Below are 17727 nucleotides of genomic sequence, written 5' to 3'. Positions count from 1 at the left end.
TGTCGGTGGTTGATAGCGGTGGGGAAACGCCCGGTCCCATTCCGAACCCGGAAGCTAAGCCCACCCGCGCTGATGGTACTGCACTCGGGAGGGTGTGGGAGAGTAAGTTACCGCCGACCAAAAACTTAATTCAGGCAGGACCCCTAAGGACAATGACGATCCTTAGGGGTCTTTCGCTATGCCCGGATATATTCCGTAAACTAATCCGGGTTGCAATAAACCTGCGTCGGACAAGGAGAGTGTGGAGATGGGGAAGCATTCGGTGGGGGAGGGTGTCGTCGATAAGCGAAATGCTCCTGCTGCTCGCGCTGTGAGTTTGGTGAAGTCGTATGGCGCAGGCGATACGAAGGTCACCGCGCTGGATGGCGTGAGCGTGGAGTTCGCGCGCAATGAATTCACGGCGATCATGGGGCCGAGTGGTTCCGGCAAGTCGACGCTGATGCACACGATGGCGGGCCTGGATTCTTTCGACGCCGGCTCCGTGGAGATCGGTGGGACGGAGCTGTCGACGTTGAGCGAGAAGGAGCTGACTGCTCTGCGCCGCGACCGTCTGGGCTTCATTTTCCAGTCCTTCAACCTGGTGCCCACGCTGACGGCGGCGGAGAATATCACGTTGCCGGCTGATATCGCGGGGCGGAAGGTCGATGGCGCGTGGTACGACGAGATCACCGAGCGTCTCGGTCTGGCGAAGCGTCTGAGCCACCGTCCGAGCGAGCTGTCCGGCGGCCAGCAGCAGCGCGTGGCGTGCGCGCGTGCCCTGGTGAGCCGCCCTGAAATCATTTTCGGAGACGAGCCGACGGGCAACCTCGACTCCAATTCTTCGCGCGAGGTCCTGGAGATTCTGCGCGCGGCGGTCGACGGCGACGAGCAGACCGTCGTCATCGTCACGCACGATGCGCGCGCGGCGTCGTACGCGGACCGCGTTGTGTTCCTCGCGGACGGAAATATCGTCGATGAACTCCGCGCGCCCACGATGGAGGAGATCCTGTCGACGATGAACGGAATCGAGGGCTGATGGCGGGCGCGATGACGAAGGTGTCGGTGCGTAACATCGGCGCCCACAAGCTGCGGCTCGCGCTCACGGTGCTCGCTGTCGTGCTGGGCACGGCGTTCATTTCGGGCTCGCTGATGTTCACGAATATGCTCGAGCGCACTTTCGATTCGGCTGTCTCGAGCATGTACGACGATGTCGACGTGGCGGTGAAGCCGGCGGAAGGCAAGTCGGTCGTTCCCGCGGAGGTACGGGAGTCGCTCGCGGCGGACCCGCAGGTCGCGCGGGTTGCGGTCGACGGATCCGAGCCGGTGGTCGTCGCCGACGCTGAAGCGAATGCAATCCAGACTGGCGGCGGCGAAGCGCGCGTGGGCCTGTACTACCCGGACGACGCTGTCGTGGGCCCGCCTTTCGATATCACCGAGGGCAACGGTCCAACGAAGCCGGGCGAGGCGCTGCTGAATGCGGCGGGCGCGGAGAATTACGGCATCGCGGTGGGCGACACAATCATCGTCGTAGACCCTGAGGGCCGCCACGAGATGACGGTGACGGGTCTGTACACCGATGAGCTCGACCGGGCAGCTTCGCTGATGGTGAAGGTGCCGGAGAGCGCGTTCGTGGAGTTTTATACCAACGGCCGGTACGTTCCGGGTCTCACGCTCAAGGCGGCGGAGGGCACCGATCCGGCGCAGCTTAAGGACCGTATCGCGCAGGAACACAGTGACCTCACGGTTAAAGAGGGCTCCGTGCTTGCCGACGACCTCTCCAAGCAGATCCGCCAAGGCTTGAGCTTCGTCAGTTATTTCCTGACTGCTTTCGGTCTCGTGGGCCTGTTGGTGGGCACGTTCTTGATCGCTAACACTTTCTCGATGATCGTGGCGCAGCGGACGAAGGAATTCGCGCTGCTGCGCGCGCTCGGTGCGTCGAAGGGGCAGATCACTCGTTCCGTCGTAGTGGAGTCCTTGCTCATCGGTCTGCTCGGATCAGCGCTGGGTGTCGTGGCTGGCGCCGGTTTGGTGGCGGTGATCCGCGCGGTGATGGACGCCAAGGGGATGGGTCTGCCGGGCGCCGGATCGGGCCTGTCCGTGAGCGCAGTGGCGGTGCCGATCGTCGTCGGCGCGCTGGTGACGGTGCTGTCGGCGTGGGCTCCTGCCCGCCGCGCCGGCCGCGTTGAGCCGGTCGAGGCGATGCGGTCAAGCGAGTCGGCGGCTCCGCAGCCGCTCCTCGCGCGGACGGTGTTCGGCACGGTGCTTCTCGCTGCGGGCGGGGCTCTTCTCGCGTTGGGCGTGATGTGGGACGACGGTTCGACGGGACGCCGCGCGCTGCTCATCGGTGCCGCAGCGGTCTTCGTCATCGTCGGTCTCTTCCTCGCCGGCCCCGCATTGTCGTTGCCGGTGGTCCCGGTCCTCGGCCGGATCATCGGCGCGCCGTTCAGTGCGGTGGGCTCGCTCGCGGCGACGAATTCGAAGCGCAATCCGCGCCGCGCCTCAGCGACGGCGTTCGCGCTCATGCTCGGTATCGCGTTGGTGACCGTCATCGGCATGCTGGGCGCGACGATGGAGCGTTCCGTCGACGATGTGCTGGAGAACGACGTCGACGCGGACATGATTCTACAGGGGCCGCAGCTGGGCACGTTCCCCATCCCGAACGACCTGCCGGAACGCGTCAAGGACGTTGACGGTGCCGGCGAGGTCGTCTCGTACACGCAGGCGCGCGTGACGGTGAACGGCGAATTCAGCAACCAGTTCGGACCGGTAGGAGCAACGGATGTCATCGCGGGAGACCCGGGCGAGCTCGTCGCGCTAACCATGACGGAGGGCAGCTCGTCGCTTGACGACGGCGGCGTTCTCCTCCCCGCCTCCCTCGCCTCCGAGAAGGGCCTGGCCGTCGGGGACACGGTGACCATCGCCGCGCCCGGGTGGGAGAGTGCGCCCGAGGCGGAAGCCACGGTGACGGGCCTGTTCGAGGACTCCCAGCTCTTCGCGTCCTGGGTCTTATCGCAGAAGACGGTGGAGCAGCTCATGCCGCCGGAGAGCTTCAAGGTGCTCATGGTCGGCGTGAACGGCGACGGGTCTGTCAGCGAGGACGATCTGCGAGCCAACCTCGAGGCGGCGGTGCACGATGACATCGTGGTGCAGGTCCGCACCCCGGAGGAGATCGGCGGCGAAGCGCAGCAGATGATCAACCAGATGCTGTACATCCTCTACGCGCTGCTGTCGTTGGCGGTGGTGATCGCGGTTCTCGGCATCATCAACACGCTGACACTGTCGGTGATTGAGCGCCGGCAGGAAATCGGCATGCTCCGCGCGGTGGGCACGCAACGCGGGCAGGTGCGCACCATGATCATCCTGGAGTCGGTCCAGATCGCCGTGTTCGGTGCACTGTTGGGCGTGGGCGCGGGTCTGTTGCTCGGGTGGGCTTTCCTCACGGTGCTGGCCGACCAGGGTCTGGAGAATATCGCCTACCCGTGGACGATGATCGGCGGGATGCTCGCAGGTTCGGTGCTCGTCGGAATCGTCGCGGCGTTGTGGCCGGCGCAGCGTGCGGCGAAAACCCCGCCGCTCGACGCGATCGCGGAATAAGCGCAGGGGTCAGAGCGCGGAGATGATACGCAACCCGTATTTGAGCCCGAACCATGCGGCGACGATGCCGACGGTGCAGGTGAGCAGAACATAGCGGGCGAGCGTCCACCACTGCTTCTGACGCACGAGCGCGCCCAGCTCCTTTGCCATCGTCGACAGCGTAGACACGGCACCGGCGAATCCGGCGCCGAGGAACGCGGGCCACAGCACAGGCAGGGCGGCGGAGAAACCGACGACGGCGGAGCCCACCACATTCGCGGCGAAGGTGCCGGGCCTGCCGGGCAGCAGTGTGCTGAGTGCCGAGCGGGCCATGCCGCCGAGGAATGCGCCGAATCCGACGAGAATGAAAAGCAGGGCGATTGTTTTCAGGCCTTCGCCGCTGCTCAACGCTTCCAGTAAGTGGCTGCCGACAACACCTTCGGGGCCCTGGTACTGCGGGGTGCGGGGATTCAACTGGGTCATGGGGCGACCTCGGGGGAGCGGCGGCGTCGTAAAGCGTCTCCCAGCTCCCACGCTGCGAGCGCGACGAGCATGGTGCTCACCATGTAGACGAGCGCGATGAACGCGCTGGACTGCATGGCCAAAAATGACACGGCGGAAAACGTGGTGAAGCCGCCGATCATTCCGCGGCCCCAGAACGGGCCCGGGTCGAAGAAGCCCATGAGAAAGCAGCCGATCGCGTTGATGACGAAGATGATGACGATCTCGGACGGCGGCTCCGGCGCGATGAGCGGGGTGAATGCGAAGCGTGCGAGCGCACCGAAAGACGCGCCGAAACCGATCGCGAGAGCTTCCTTGAATGCCGTGTTCACCACGCTTTCACGGTAGCCCACGGTGTGTGCGCACGCGGAATGGGGGAGCGCCGCACGCAGGGGGCGCATAGATGGCGGGCGCGTGAAAGTCAGGGGAAGATGGATAGTGACCCCCGACGATTGACAAGCACGCACACCGAAAAAGGAGCTTTCACGCCATGGCACATGAGCGAGCAGGCCAGCCAGCACGCCCCGAGGATTTGATCGATATCGCGGAGGTGGTCACCGCCTATTACACGCGCGACATCGATGCGGCGGACCCCGATCAGCAGGTGTCTTTCGGCACGTCGGGGCACCGCGGGTCGAGCTTGGACAACGCGTTCAACCAGCAGCACATTTGGGCGACGACGCAGGCGATCGTGGATTACCGCCGCGAGAATTCGATTGGCGGGCCGGTCTACATCGGCCGCGACACGCACGCTTTGTCCGAGCCGGCGATGGTCTCCGCGCTTGAGGTCCTCATCGCGAACGACATCGCAGTGCTTGTCGACGCCGCGGGGCGCTACACTCCCACCCCCGCCGTGTCGCATGCGATCCTGGCGCACAATGCGAAGCTGGCTGGCGGTGTGACCGGCACCGACCCGAAGCGTGCCGATGGCATCGTGATCACCCCGTCCCATAACCCGCCGCGCGACGGCGGCTTCAAATACAACCCGCCGTCGGGTGGCCCGGCGGACACGGATGCCACGGACTGGATCGCGGGGCGCGCCAATAACTACCTGGCCGCTGGGCTGGACGGCGTGAAGCGCACACCGGTGACCGGCGTCCTCGACGAGCGCGCTGGCACGCACCCGTTCATGGACACCTACGTTGCTGACTTGCCGAATGTCGTGGACATCGACGCGATCCGGAATGCCGGCGTGCGCATCGGCGCGGACCCGATGGGTGGCGCCAGCGTCGACTACTGGGGAGCGATCGCCGAGGCGCACAAGCTCGACCTCACGGTGGTCAATCCGGCTGTGGATGCGACGTGGCGGTTCATGACACTGGACACCGACGGCAAGATCCGCATGGACTGCTCCTCGCCGAATTCCATGGCGAGCTTGGTCGCGAACCGCGAGAAATACGACATCGCGACGGGCAATGACGCGGACGCGGACCGCCACGGCATTGTCACCCCAGATGCAGGCCTGATGAACCCGAACCACTACCTCGCCGTGGCCATCGAGTACCTGTTCAGCCACCGCGATGGCTGGGGCGCCGACACCGCCGTGGGCAAGACCCTCGTGTCGTCCTCGATGATCGACCGCGTGGTGGCATCGCTGGACAAGAAGCTCGTCGAGGTGCCTGTCGGCTTCAAGTGGTTCGTGCCCGGGCTTATCGACGGCTCGGTCGGCTTCGGCGGCGAAGAATCCGCCGGTGCATCCTTCCTGCGCAAAGACGGCACCGTCTGGTCGACCGACAAGGACGGCCTGATCATGGATCTGCTCGCCGCTGAGATCACCGCGGTGACGGGGAATACGCCGTCGCAGCGCTATGCCGAACTGGAAGAGAAGTTCGGCGCGCCGGTCTACGCCCGCACCGACGCGGAGGCGAACCGTGAGCAGAAGGCTATCTTGAAGAAGCTCTCCCCGGAGCAGGTCACGGCAACCACGCTCGCCGGCGACGAGATCACCGCCAAGCTCACCGAAGCACCCGGCAACGGCGCCGCGATCGGCGGCCTGAAGGTCACCACCGACAACGCATGGTTCGCTGCGCGCCCGTCCGGTACGGAGGATAAATACAAGATCTACGCCGAATCATTCAAGGGCGAAGAGCACCTGAAACAGGTGCAGCAGGAAGCCCAAGATGTCGTCAGCGCCGTGCTCGGGGAGTAGTCGCCGGCACAGGGAGGTGACGGGAACCTCACAGCGAGAGGCTTCTCGGCGCTCCGCCCATCGACTAAGGTCGTTGAGGTGGCAAATACACACGATGTGCAGGTGGCAGATGCCCATGTCTTGGACGGCGGGGAGCCGGGGGCAGGGGAGACGTCGTCAAGCGAACGCGTGCTTGACGTGCTCTCCGCGCTCGCGCGCTTTGGGCTTGCCGCGATGTGGATTGTCTCTGGCACCACGAAGCTGGGCAAGCACTTCACCGTGACACAAAGCATTGAAGCGTACGAGATTTTCACTCCGTACTGGTCCAGCCTGCTGGCTCACCTCATCGGCCCGCTCGAGCTCGCCGGCGGTTTGATCCTGCTGTTGGGCATTAAAATTCGTCCCGCTGGTTGGGTGTCGTTCGGTGTGCTCGTTCTCTTTGTCATCGGCCTCACGTCTGCGTATGCACGCGGCCTGCAAATCGACTGCGGCTGCTTCGCGCCAGACCCGAACAGCACCGGTGGCGACCTGTTGTGGGCCATCGTCCGCGATATTGGCCTGATTGCCGTGACGCTGTTCATGATCTACCGCCCGTTTAAGAAATTCGCGCTGTACCCGTAAGCTTTTCCGGTGAAACAGCTCGACCTCGAATACATAAGGTGATGCACTGTGACTTCCTCTTCTAAGTCGACCACCAAGAAATCCGCTAAGGGATCCACCAAGGTGGCCAACCCGAATTCCTCCGGCGGCAAGGGCTTCATTTGGGCGATCCTCGCGCTGCTGCTCGTCGGCGCTCTGGTGATCGGCCTGATCGTGTACAACGGCCGCGGTGCGATGGCTGACCGCATCGCCGAGAATGTCGAGCCCGTCGACGGCGTGACTATGGAGCTCACCGACAACACTGTCACCCTGTCCGGCGAGAACAGCGACGATGCGAAGGAAGCCTCCCTCTATGAGGACTTCGCCTGCCACTTCTGCAGCGAGCTGGCGAAGAAGACCGACGAGCAGATGCTGGAGAAGATCAAGGCCGGCGAGCTGAAGGTTCACATTCACCCGATGGTCTTCCTCGACGGCACCGGTGAGAGGTACGAGGCCGGTCACTCCACCAACACCCTTGCAGCGGCCCTGGCACTCGCGGATAAGGGCGAGGTCGAGCCGTACTGGAACCTGCGTAAGGCGCTGCTCGAGGAGCAGCAGAACCTGGCTGGTGTCACCCCGGATCAGCTTGCTGACATGGCGAAGAGCGTCGGTGCCTCCAAGGGCGCGGTCGAGGCAATTCGCAACAGTGAGTACATGGATCAAGCCAAGGAGCTCGGCGAGGCCAACGAGAAGGACCTCATCGACAAGACCGGCGATCTTTCCTCCCCGCGCGTGCTTGTCGACGGCAAGGACGTCGAATCCAACCCGCTCGAAAATTGGATCGACGACCTCCTCGCTAACTAAAACCGCTGGCTGCGAGCGATTTTGGTCTCGCTCGTAGCCCGGTGTATATTTATCGAAGTCGCTTCGCGGGAGTCCCCGCTGAAGCAACGGGGCTATGGCGCAGTTGGTAGCGCACCACACTGGCAGTGTGGGGGTCACGGGTTCGAATCCCGTTAGCTCCACGTAAGATGAGAAAATCGAAACTTGCCCCGCCTGATGGCGGGGCAGTTTTGTTTCTGCGGTGACTCGCCTTCGGCAGTGTCGGAGCGTCCCGGTGCCCAGCAGTAGGCCAGTCATGGCAGGGGGTACATGTTGATGATCCACAGTGACTCACCTACGTCGTCAGAGCGCGGTAGATTTGGGAGCCGCGTACAGGGAGCATGAAAGTCAGACTCCCGATCATTGGCACATGTGCTCGGAGGCAAGTCGCGCGAAGATGAGGGTGTCGGTCCATTCGCCCTTGCTAAACCAGTCCTGGACGTGATGTGCTTCGAGCCGGAGCCCGACACGACGAGCCAGTGCTGCCGAGGCGCTGTTTCGGGCATCCATCTGCGCGGTGATGCGGTGGAGCTGGTAGTGGTCAAACCCGAGGGCGAGTACTGCTCGGACGGCTTCGCTGGCGAAACCTTGTCCACCGTGCGCCGGGTCGAGAACCCACCCGATCTCGCATTGACGGTGCTCGTGATCGGTGAGCCACAACGCGATGTCTCCGATCGGGACGCCGTCATGCTCGATGACCAGCGCAAGCGCGCCAGTCTCGCCATCGATGTCAGTCTTCGCTAGCCGATCGGCGAGCTTTTCGCGGGTGACTTCCGCGGTCCATGGCTCGTCCAGCAGGTAGCGGGCAACATCGGGTCGCGAGTACAGCTCGTGAAGCCATTCGGCATCGTCGGCGTTATGTGGACGGAGCCGAAGCCGCTCCGTCGCCAACGGCCACTGGGCGGTGGGCTGGAGATCGCGCCGGTAGTGGATCAACTCCTCGTGCTGTCCTGCGGGTGTGGTCCCGACGGATCGCTCGACCTCATGGAACCCTGTGGCCGTCAAGCATCGCTGGGAGGCCTTGTTCTCCGGGAGGGTGCGTGCGGTTAAGGTTCGCAGTCCACTGTTGCGTGCGAAGCGCGATGCCAACTCCAGGCCCCGACGAGCGTGCCCTGCTCCCCGCGCATCCGGATGAATCCAGAACCCGACCTCGGCAGCCTCGGAGCTGACGTCGAAGAGCACCAAGGAGCCCACGAACCGGTCCGTCTCGGCGTCGGCAAGTGCGAGGACTGCCAGCGTGCCTGACGACATACCCGCCGCGACCTCTTCGCGGATCATCCGTCGCACGGACTCGGGGGTGTAGTCGGACTCGGGCAGGTGGCCGAAGCGCCGCACCGCTTCATCCTTAGTGCCGGTTGCATACGCGTCTGCGTCCAGCTCAGAGAGGGGGCGTAGGCGAGTGTTCTCAAAGGTGATCGGGAGGGTGGTGGCATCCAGCATGCGGTAAACCTAACATAGATTGGATAGCTAACTGAAGCGTGGTTGGTTAGGTTGGTGGGGTGAGCTACTGGGAACACCGCAAACCTGTGCAACGCCTCCGCGCAGTGGACATCGTCGAGGTTGCGAGGGCATCGGTAAGGCTGCTGGACGAAGGCGGGTTGAGGGCCCTCACCCTGCGATCTGTGGCGCAACAGGTGGGTGTCGCTCCAGCCAGCCTGTACTCCCGCGTCGAATCCGTCGACGATCTGTTCGACCTCGCCCTCGACACAGCGCTTTCAGACGATCCCGTGATGTCCGAGTCGATCCGCCACGCCGACCTGCCTGCCCTGATGCACGCCTTCTACGCGCACCTCACGACCCACCGGTGGGCCGGTCAGGTCATCGGTATGCGCGCTCCCAGGGGCCCGGCGTACCTGGCCCTTTCCGAGCGGATGTGCGTCCTGCTCGAACAAGCGGGTACCCCGGATCCGCTGGGAACTGCCTACCGATTATCCAACCTGGTGATCGGCGCCTCCCTGACCTCCCCCGTGGCATCTGACGAGAAGCGTGTCGCCATTGACCCTGACCAAGCTCCTACCTATGCGCGGCTCCACGCGACGCACCACATCAGCCCACGCGAGATTCTCTCCGACGGCATCACGGCACTCCTGTCGTGAGGGGCCTTTCTATACCGGCGCACTGTTGTGGATACCTGGGGGCGGTGGGCCCTGCCTCTTCCCTCTACAAGCTTTACTGCAAAGCTTGGCGCTGGCCTTCGAAGTAGGCTTTTCCGTCGGGGCCGGTGTAACAGGGGTGGGAGTTGACCGGCCACTTGGCGCGGGTGTCTTCGCAGGCGGACAGGCTGTCGTACGGACCTAAGGTTGCCCACTCGAGTGGCGGCGGACCTTGGTTTTTCGGCGACTCCTGCGGGGCCTGCTCTGACTGGTCTTCCTGTGGCTCCGGGGCGGGTTCCTGGTCTTCTTGTTCGTGAGCAGGTTCGCTCTCGGTGTCTTCCTTGCTCTCAGCTTCCGAGCGCTCAGACTCGGAGCGCTCAGCTTCTGCTTCGGAGGACTGAGAAGCCTCTGCCTCGGCGCGGCTCGACGAAGCTGCGGCAGCCGAAGACGCGGAAGCGGCCTCCCTTGCCGACGCAGCTGCTTCCTCCTCGTCCAGCCTCTTCCGCGCCGCGTCCAGCTCTTCCTGGTCGATGATTCCGTCATCATTCGCGTCGTCGGAAGGCTCGAGCTTGTGGCTCAGTTCGCGCATGTCGGACTCGCACGAGGTGTCGCCGTTGCAGACAGCGGCGTCGATAGGCGGGTTGGTGCCCTCGATGGTCGATGGTTCAGATGTTCCGCACGCGACGAGCGCAGCCGCGGCGAGACTGAGCGAAATGCCGGTCAGGGTTGTGCGCACATTCAATGGACTGCTCGATTCTTGGTTGTGGGATGGGGGCGGCGAGCGTGGGTGGCTATTTCAGAGTATCTAGGGCAGCGTCGACTTTCTCGAGCAACGTGTCCAGCTGCTTATCCTTCTGGTCGCGGTCATCGTGCAGGATGATGCGCTGGACGTCGATGACGCGGCCGGCGAAAGCCGCGTCGCAAATAGCATGGTCGATGTCGCCGTCGCCCTGGGACTGCTGCGCTTCCACGCACTTCCACTCCAGATTCTTCGTCGTGATCTCCGTCTCTTCGACGTCGTGGCCCTCTTCCTCGAAGACGTCACGGGCAGATTCGTAGGCGTTTTTGAGTCCTTCGTCCGAGTGGGACTTCACTGGGGCGGGTTCGCCATCTGGAGTCGGAATGAAGATGAAGACGTCCGCCCGCAAGGACTCGTCCTCGTTGAAGAGCTTGGCGGAGGTACGGAGCTTCTTCGGGTCGCTCTCCCTGTCGGTAGCGTGCATTCCCTCGACTTCGCCAAGAGCAGCGAAGAAATCGAGGGTGCTGACACCGTCGTATTCGTTGAAGTCCTCAGTCTCGTCGTCCCCGCTACTGGACGAAGTGGTGGACGAAGACGAAGAAGACGAGGGCGAAGACGACGACGAACTCGACGAGGTTGTCTCCTCGGCGGAGCTGGTCTCGGAGGTCGTTTCGATGTCGGTCGGCGCTTCTGTGGCGGTCTCCTCCTCGGATGTAGAGCCCGCACTAAGTTCGATGCTGCAAGCCGACACTGACAAGACCGTGATGGCGGTGACGGTCAATGCGGAGAATCGTTTGGGGGTGCTCATAACCGCCACCGTAACAGTGATATACGACACATGGCTGGGAAGAGTGCATATTAGGAAGCGTGCATGAGCAGCGCGTAAGCGGGAAGCTAAGTACCGTGGGGGCCATGGACGAGCTGCAGTTCCACCAGATCGAGTCCCCGATCGGCCAGATCGGGTTGGTGGTGTCGCAGGCGGGGGTTGCGAAGGTGCTGTTCGAGTCCGACGGGATCGAGGCCGAACGCGACCGAATCGGGGCGCACGCTGTGGTCCCGCTCGCCGCACACCAGTTGAAGGAGTATTTCGCGGGACGCCGCCGCGAGTTCACGGTGCCGCTGGATTACCGGTTCGCGACCGACTTTCGCGGACGTGTCCTGCGCGAGCTCGCCCGCGTGCCGTACGGGGAGACCACGACATACCGGGAGCTCGCCGGCAAGGTCGGCAATCCGAAGGCCGTGCGCGCGGTCGGCGGGGCGTGCGCGAATAACCCGTTGCCGCTGCTGGTCCCGTGCCACCGCGTCCTGCGCGCGGACGGGGGCTTAGGCGGCTACCGCGACGGCTCCGAGACGAAGCGTTTCCTCCTCGAATTGGAAGGTGTCGATGTCTAAGGCAGACGTCTTCGTCAAGCAGGGCAGCGCGCCGGGCGCGGCAGCAGCGGAAGCGGCGTACCTACGTTGGCTGCGGGAGGGATCTGATGCGGTAGTGGAGGTTGTAGACCTCGACGAAGATGCCAACACGGTGACCATCGAGCGCGTCGACAGCGCCCGCCCGAGCGCCGACGCCGCCAAGGAGGCTGGCCGCGAGCTCGCCGCCATTCACGCGATGGGGGCGGATGCGTTCGGGGCGCCTGCCGATGGCTGGGATGGCCCCAATTTCATCGGCCGCGCGCAACAGGAGTGCACGCCGACGAAACGCTGGGCGGAGTTCTACACCGCGCAACGCGTCCTACCGTTCGCGGAGAAAGCCCACAGGCGGGGCAACCTGGACGAGGCAGGTTTAGACACAGTCCAGCGCGCGTGCGATGCGCTACTCGCGGAGGACGAGGACGCCCCGCTCGCACGCATTCACGGCGACCTCTGGACAGGCAACCTGTTGTTTTCCACCTCCGGCCCACGGTTCATCGACCCGGCCGCGCACGGCGGCCACCCGCTGACGGACATCGCGATGCTCGAGCTCTTCGGCGCACCGCACCTCCGCTCGCTTATCGACGGCTACCTCGCCGCCGGTTCCTCCCTCGGCGATGCTTCCGGCGGCGACTGGGAGCGGCGCATCCCGATCCACCAGCTCCACCCGCTCGCCGTCCATGCCTACACCCACGGCCCCAGCTATGGATCTGCACTGGTTCGTGCAGCGGAGGAGACGCTGCGCGTCGTCGGCTAACGTCGTTGACGGGAAAATTTCCTGTGGCTAACGTCGAAAACAGAAACTGCGGAATCGAAGCCAACAAGGGGTGGGCGGAATGGGAGACGATCAGACTCGGGGGACGCGGGCATTAGACCGGCTGATAGAGCAAGGTGTTGTGTCAGGGTGCGGAAAGCCCTTCTCGGCCGATTGGGAGCCGATCGAGAGAACCGGGATCACGCCCGAAGAATTCCGTGCGGAAGAGCAGGACGAGTCCTGGATGGACGAGCTAATGGGTCGGCAACCCTAATTCGTATCCACTGCCAGTTCCGCGCTAGAGCCACCAGGTCTCGGCCGGGCCGGGCGGTAGGTGGCGCTTGTGCTGGCCGACTGCCCAGAGGTGCTCGAGGCGGGCGGCAGAGGAGGCGTCGATAAGCGTGCCCTCCAAGTAGTCGTCGATCTCGGCGTAGGTGATGCCGAGCGCCTCCTCGTCGGGAAGCGCCGGGCGGTCCTCTTCGAGGTCGGCGGTGGGCACCTTCTCGTAGAGGCGCTTATCGGCCTCGAGGTGGGCGAGAAGCTGCGCGCCCTGGCGTTTGTTCAGGCCGGCGAGCGGGACGAGGTCGGCTGCGCCATCACCGAATTTGGTGAAGAAGCCCGTGACGTTCTCCGCCGCGTGGTCGGTGCCGATGACTAGCAAACCGAGTTCGCCCGCGATCGCGTACTGGGCGATCATGCGCATGCGTGCTTTGACGTTGCCCTTGTTGAAGTCGCCGAGCTTCTCTTGGCTAAGGCTGCTCGCGATCTCTCCGGCGAGCGCCGTCGTTGCGGGCTCGATGTTGACGGTGACGCGCTGGTCCGGCTGGATGAAATCGAGCGCGAGCTGCGCGTCGTCTTCGTCCGCTTGGACGCCGTGGGGGAGACGGACCGCGATGAACGTGGCCTCGCGCCCCTGCTCACGGGTCTTCTCCACCGCGAGCTGCGCGAGCTTGCCCGCCAACGTCGAGTCCTGGCCGCCCGAAATGCCGAGGACGAACCCCTTCGTCCTGGTCTTCTCCAAGTAGTCGACGAGGAAGTCGACGCGCCGGGCGATCTCGCCGGCGGGCGCGATGAACGGCTTCACGCCGAGCGCAGCGATGATCTCTTGTTGCGTCGCACCGATCGCGTCGTGGGACGGGTTCTCGGGCAAGCTGTTGGAGGCGGAGTCGGACTCGTGAGACATGTCCGCTATCGTAGCGCGGAAAGATGACCGTGAGTTTCGGCCGTTTTGGTGCTGCGGGGCCGGTCAGGTAGCATTGACTCCCGTTGCACGGCAGCGCCGCTTCACGGTGCGCCGAGGAAAGAAACGATTGTCCGCCGCCACCTGCTCGTATTGAGGTGGAGTCGCGGTGGCCACTCGGAACATTAACGAGTAGAAAGGAGCGCCCGATGAAGGTCCGTAAGTCCCTTCGGTCGCTGAAGAACAAGCCGGGCGCTCAGGTTGTCCGCCGCCGCGGTAAGGTCTACGTGATCAACAAGAAGGATCCGCGTTTCAAGGCTCGTCAGGGCTAAACGCTAAGGCTTTCAACGCCCCCGTCGCAATGAGCATCATGCTCGCGACGGGGGCGTTCTCTATGTGTCAGTCATTCAACTCCTCAATAATTCCTGTGATGCGTGGCACAGGCTGTGTTTAGGATTTACCGTAGGTTCATTCGGGAAAGCTATTTTCTTGGACACCTGCCCTCTTGTTTCCGAGTTTTTGAGGATTATGGATACGTCGCGCAAGTTTTCGTTGAGTTTTGTTTCGGTGTTGTTTGTTGTTGCGTTGCTTGGTGTGTGGGGGCTTGTTGCTCCGGGTGATGCGGTAGCGCAGCGGGGCAGTGAGTCCAGTTCGGCTGCGGAGTCGAGTACTGAGTCGTCGTCATCGTCGGAGTCGTCTGGTTCGAATGAGGCGACGGTGGATAGTAAGGCTGCGTTGGTGTTGGATGCGTCGTGGTCGATGGCTGAGCGGGATGTTGATGGTGGTACGCGTATGGATGCGGCGAAGAAGGCGTCGCATGATTTGGTGAATTCTCTGCCGGAGCAGGCCAACCTTGGTCTGCTTGCTTACGGTATGCGTGAGTCGAATGCGCCGGATAATCGTGATGCGGGGTGTCGGGATATTGAGACTCTGGTTCCGGTGGGCAAGCTGGATAAGGATGAGTTGAACTCCAAGATCGACGAGATGTCGCCGAAGGGCTATACGCCGGTGGGTAATTCGTTGAAGGCTGCCGCGGACGAGCTTGGTGATTCGGGTGAGCGCACGATCATCCTGGTGTCTGACGGTATTGATACGTGTGCGCCGCCGCCGGTGTGTGAGGTGGCCAAGGAGTTGGCGGGCGATGGTTTTGATCTGACGATTCACACGGTCGGGTTCAAAACGGATGAGGATGCCCGCAAGGAGCTGGAGTGTGTTGCTGAGGCCGGTGGCGGTGAGTTCATGGAGGCTGATGATGCTGGTTCGTTGGCGGAGTCGTTGAAGTTCCTTGCCCAGCGTGATGCGGAGACCTACCAGACGGCCGGTACGGAGTTCGAGTATTCGGATACCCCGGAAGACGCTAAGTGGCTGGGCGAAGGCCGCTACCACACGAAAGTGAATGCCAAGCTCAAAAAGAACGCGGGCGACAAAGTCGAGACAGGCTACTACAAGGTCGCCATTCCCGAGGGGCACAATGCGGTCATTTCCACGACTGTCCTTCCAAAGCGATCGAAGTCGGGGCGAGCTTCCGATGCGGGATTCATTGTCCAGCGAGTTGAGCCCAAAAACGAAGTGGAAATGTGCGACGGCTCCTATGGCGGCGTTAATACATCCGTTGACGGAAAGACGAGCGGTAGCGCTGCCTGGATGCCGTCACCCCTGATCAGGCGGTTCGTTCCTGTCGACGAACACAGAGGCTGCAGCCAGCGTTGGACGATTCCTGACCAAATCGCGTATGAGAACCCCAGCGCTGCATCTGGCCGCGGTGAGGAAGAAGTGGACGTTGAGGTTGAGATCAACTTCGAACCGATTCCCGACGAGGAAGAAGTTTCTCAGTACCCAGATGCGCAGGAAGTCGATGATAAAGGTCCAGAGCTCAGCTTCGACGGGCCCCAAGACATCAAGGGAGGCTCGAGTTTCTCTGAGGCGGTGGAAGTGAAGCCGGGTGCTTACAAGGATGCGATTGTTCCGGGTGAGTACCGCTTCTACAAGATCCCAGTCGAATACGGGCAGCGCCCGGTATTCAGTTACCGGACAATAGATGGTCAGGACGGGAAATCTCGGGGGCTGTCTCCGGAGCTGTATTCGCCGTTTCGCCAAAGCATCAAGTTTGACTCGACCCGCCCTGAAGACACATTGACCGGAAACGTGATTAGCTTCCGTAACAGGGAAACCGGTAGTACGGGTGCAGAGCAGGCGAACGCAGGCTACTACTACGTGGGACTCGGAATGCCACAAGGCGACGAAGACGATGTCATGGGCGTTGAGCAGCCGTTTGAGATTGCGTTTGATGCGGTTGGGGAGAAGACTGATGGTCCTAAGTGGCGTCCGACCGATGAGAACGGTCCGGAGCCGAGTGATACTCCGCCGGATACTGGCGAGAAGAAGGATGGCGGCGACGAGAAGTCGGACGACACGGACACCCAGGCGCAGGACGAGTCGGACGACGGTGGGCTTGGTGCCAAGGGAATTCTGATGCTGGGTCTGGGTATCGGCATCGTGGTGTTGCTGGCCGCGTTGGCGGGCATCATTGCGCTGTTGCGCCGGAGGTAATCGGTAGCGCCAAATAGGGGAGAGCCCCTCCGCTGGCCGGTCCGTTGTAAGGATTCGGTTGGGGGAGGGGCTCTTCGCGTCGGCGGGTGGTGGAAGAGTGTGGCGTGCGGCGCGGTTTCGGTGTGATTTTGGGCGTGATTGAAAATATTTCGAAGAAAATTCCACCCGTGTAAGCCGTTTTTCGCATGTAAACGCCTGTGGTGAAACTACATGTAGGTTATTTCCCTTGGCTATCCTGCGAATACCATGCGTGTAACTACTATATGTAGTACCGGTTGCCAGAATATGGCACAACGTATAGTGTCTCTTGGTGTTCGCCCCCGACGGGTGCGGGCGCGGCGCATCGCTCGATGCCGCACCACTCTTAAGTTGATTCGAGCGCTAGCGGCACCCCTGGGGCCGCCAGGTAAGTCTCACTAGCCCCCGAACATCCTCTGAGAAGAAAAGAGCCCTGAAAACTATGTCGATCACCCTCTACACCAAGCCAGCTTGCGTCCAGTGCAACGCTACGAAGAAGGCCCTGGACCGCGCTGGTCTGCAGTACAACACCGTGGATATCTCCATGGATGACTCCGCGCGCGACTACGTCATGGCGCTGGGCTACCTGCAGGCCCCGGTCGTTGAGGTCGACGGGGAGCACTGGTCGGGCTTCCGCCCGGACCGCATCCGTTCCCTCGCTGAGAGCGTCGCGTAGTCGCCCCGCATGAAGTTCAAGCCGTCACGTTGTTGGCGGCTTAACGTTTTGCTGTAGCTGTTTTTGCGTTCTTTTCGTCTTCCTGCCAGCTGTTTTTTCAAGTCAAAGGGTCAGCAATCTGCCATGTTGGTCGTTTACTTTTCTTCCGCGACGGGCAATACCCACCGCTTTGTGGACAAGCTCGGTCTGCCGAGCGCACGGATTCCGCTCCGGAGGGGTGATGCACCGCTGAAGGTTCAGGAGCCATATGTGCTGGTGTGCCCGACGTACGGCGGCGGGGTGTCGCTGACTCACGAGAATGTCCGCCCGGTGCCGCCACAGGTGATCCGGTTTTTGAATGACGAGTCGAACCGGAAATTGCTGCGCGGTGTCATCGCGGCGGGCAATTCCAATTTCGGCCCGGATTTCTGCAAAGCGGGAAATATCATCGCTGAGAAGACGGGTGTGCCGTATCTGTACCGCTTCGAGTTGATGGGCTCGGAAGAGGATGTGGAGAAGGTTCGCGAGAACTTGGTGGCGGGCGTCGATAAGCTCGGCCTTGAACCGCTGACCGCGCGCGACCGTGAGGTGCTTGAGGCGCGTCGCGCGGAGACGTCGGAAAGCGAGCTGCGTCTAGCGCGGCTGCGCGAGCGTTACCACGCTGTATAGCTGCTGGCTGTACGGCAATG

At 62.7% G+C, this 17727-nt stretch carries 18 protein-coding genes, 1 tRNA gene and 1 rRNA gene; 14 read left to right on the top strand and 6 right to left on the bottom strand.

Annotated features, from left to right (window positions below; genetic code table 11):
- The first annotated feature begins 1 nt into the window (after position 1).
- The 3 genes from rrf to J5Y21_RS10700 all read left to right on the top strand — a co-directional run bounded on the left by rrf (position 2) and on the right by J5Y21_RS10700 (position 3573).
- A 5S ribosomal RNA gene (gene rrf, locus J5Y21_RS10710) occupies positions 2 to 119 on the top strand.
- Between the two features lie 128 nt (positions 120 to 247).
- Entirely contained in the window at positions 248 to 1015 is a 768-nt protein-coding gene (locus tag J5Y21_RS10705; RefSeq protein ID WP_210575562.1) for an ABC transporter ATP-binding protein, read from the top strand.
- A gap of 26 nt (positions 1016 to 1041) precedes the next feature.
- Positions 1042 to 3573, top strand: coding sequence for an FtsX-like permease family protein (locus J5Y21_RS10700; RefSeq protein WP_349236994.1), 2532 nt, complete (start codon positions 1042 to 1044; stop codon positions 3571 to 3573).
- A 9-nt stretch (positions 3574 to 3582) separates the two neighbouring features.
- On the opposite strand, the gene J5Y21_RS10695 is transcribed toward J5Y21_RS10700, so the two are convergent.
- Positions 3583 to 4035 carry a CrcB family protein gene (locus tag J5Y21_RS10695; RefSeq protein ID WP_210575550.1) on the bottom strand — a complete coding sequence of 151 codons (453 nt, stop codon included), beginning with the start codon at positions 4033 to 4035 and terminating at the stop codon, positions 3583 to 3585.
- A complete protein-coding gene (locus J5Y21_RS10690) occupies positions 4032 to 4388 on the bottom strand; it encodes a CrcB family protein (protein ID WP_296149540.1) in 357 nt (118 codons plus the stop codon). The genes J5Y21_RS10695 and J5Y21_RS10690 overlap by 4 nt, the downstream gene beginning before the upstream one ends.
- Positions 4389 to 4543: 155 nt before the next feature.
- Here J5Y21_RS10690 and pgm point away from each other — a divergent pair, with 155 nt between their 5' ends.
- The 4 genes from pgm to J5Y21_RS10670 all read left to right on the top strand — a co-directional run bounded on the left by pgm (position 4544) and on the right by J5Y21_RS10670 (position 7785).
- Positions 4544 to 6202, top strand: coding sequence for a phosphoglucomutase (alpha-D-glucose-1,6-bisphosphate-dependent) (gene pgm, locus J5Y21_RS10685; RefSeq protein WP_210575543.1), 1659 nt, complete (start codon positions 4544 to 4546; stop codon positions 6200 to 6202).
- A gap of 120 nt (positions 6203 to 6322) precedes the next feature.
- Complete coding sequence (locus J5Y21_RS10680) at positions 6323 to 6802, top strand: MauE/DoxX family redox-associated membrane protein (protein ID WP_282597888.1); 480 nt, start codon at positions 6323 to 6325, stop codon at positions 6800 to 6802.
- 48 nt (positions 6803 to 6850) lie between these two features.
- On the top strand, positions 6851 to 7624 hold the full coding sequence (locus J5Y21_RS10675) for a thioredoxin domain-containing protein (protein WP_210575539.1): 774 nt from the start codon (positions 6851 to 6853) through the stop codon (positions 7622 to 7624).
- A gap of 88 nt (positions 7625 to 7712) precedes the next feature.
- Positions 7713 to 7785, top strand: a tRNA-Ala gene (locus J5Y21_RS10670).
- 217 nt (positions 7786 to 8002) lie between these two features.
- On the opposite strand, the gene J5Y21_RS10665 is transcribed toward J5Y21_RS10670, so the two are convergent.
- Positions 8003 to 9082: a GNAT family N-acetyltransferase gene (locus J5Y21_RS10665; protein ID WP_210575537.1), complete on the bottom strand. Its 1080-nt coding sequence runs from the start codon at positions 9080 to 9082 to the stop codon at positions 8003 to 8005.
- Positions 9083 to 9141: 59 nt separating this feature from the next.
- Here J5Y21_RS10665 and J5Y21_RS10660 point away from each other — a divergent pair, with 59 nt between their 5' ends.
- Positions 9142 to 9738 (top strand): TetR/AcrR family transcriptional regulator, encoded by a 597-nt coding sequence (locus tag J5Y21_RS10660; RefSeq protein WP_296149617.1) that lies wholly within the window; start codon positions 9142 to 9144, stop codon positions 9736 to 9738.
- 73 nt (positions 9739 to 9811) lie between these two features.
- Here the strand turns inward: J5Y21_RS10660 and J5Y21_RS10655 are convergent, their stop codons facing one another.
- Both J5Y21_RS10655 and J5Y21_RS10650 read right to left on the bottom strand, forming a co-directional pair.
- The gene (locus tag J5Y21_RS10655) at positions 9812 to 10471 is read right to left on the bottom strand and encodes a hypothetical protein (protein WP_210575535.1); all 660 of its coding nucleotides are present in this window, start codon (positions 10469 to 10471) and stop codon (positions 9812 to 9814) included.
- A gap of 55 nt (positions 10472 to 10526) precedes the next feature.
- Positions 10527 to 11282: a hypothetical protein gene (locus J5Y21_RS10650; RefSeq protein ID WP_210575533.1), complete on the bottom strand. Its 756-nt coding sequence runs from the start codon at positions 11280 to 11282 to the stop codon at positions 10527 to 10529.
- A 104-nt stretch (positions 11283 to 11386) separates the two neighbouring features.
- Here J5Y21_RS10650 and J5Y21_RS10645 point away from each other — a divergent pair, with 104 nt between their 5' ends.
- Positions 11387 to 11866, top strand: a complete 480-nt coding sequence (locus J5Y21_RS10645; protein ID WP_210575531.1) for a methylated-DNA--[protein]-cysteine S-methyltransferase — start codon at positions 11387 to 11389, stop codon at positions 11864 to 11866.
- A complete protein-coding gene (locus tag J5Y21_RS10640) occupies positions 11859 to 12638 on the top strand; it encodes a fructosamine kinase family protein (RefSeq protein WP_210575529.1) in 780 nt (259 codons plus the stop codon). The genes J5Y21_RS10645 and J5Y21_RS10640 overlap by 8 nt, the downstream gene beginning before the upstream one ends.
- A gap of 295 nt (positions 12639 to 12933) precedes the next feature.
- Here J5Y21_RS10640 and nadE read toward each other — a convergent pair whose 3' ends face one another.
- Complete coding sequence (gene nadE / locus J5Y21_RS10635) at positions 12934 to 13818, bottom strand: ammonia-dependent NAD(+) synthetase (protein ID WP_210575522.1); 885 nt, start codon at positions 13816 to 13818, stop codon at positions 12934 to 12936.
- A 206-nt stretch (positions 13819 to 14024) separates the two neighbouring features.
- On the opposite strand from nadE, the gene ykgO reads away from it, so the two are divergent.
- From ykgO to nrdI, 4 genes are all read left to right on the top strand, one after another.
- Entirely contained in the window at positions 14025 to 14147 is a 123-nt protein-coding gene (gene ykgO, locus J5Y21_RS10630; protein ID WP_003852698.1) for a type B 50S ribosomal protein L36, read from the top strand.
- Between the two features lie 235 nt (positions 14148 to 14382).
- On the top strand, positions 14383 to 16365 hold the full coding sequence (locus J5Y21_RS10625) for a VWA domain-containing protein (RefSeq protein ID WP_210575515.1): 1983 nt from the start codon (positions 14383 to 14385) through the stop codon (positions 16363 to 16365).
- Between the two features lie 460 nt (positions 16366 to 16825).
- Positions 16826 to 17059: a glutaredoxin-like protein NrdH gene (nrdH, locus tag J5Y21_RS10620; protein WP_210575513.1), complete on the top strand. Its 234-nt coding sequence runs from the start codon at positions 16826 to 16828 to the stop codon at positions 17057 to 17059.
- Between the two features lie 123 nt (positions 17060 to 17182).
- Positions 17183 to 17707: a class Ib ribonucleoside-diphosphate reductase assembly flavoprotein NrdI gene (gene nrdI / locus J5Y21_RS10615; protein WP_210575511.1), complete on the top strand. Its 525-nt coding sequence runs from the start codon at positions 17183 to 17185 to the stop codon at positions 17705 to 17707.
- Positions 17708 to 17727 lie beyond the last annotated feature (20 nt).

It is taken from the genome of Corynebacterium sp. Marseille-P3884 (assembly GCF_017942225.1).
In the GTDB taxonomy this organism is placed as follows: Bacteria; Actinomycetota; Actinomycetes; order Mycobacteriales; family Mycobacteriaceae; genus Corynebacterium.
This window is presented reverse-complemented; position numbering and strand designations above follow the sequence as displayed.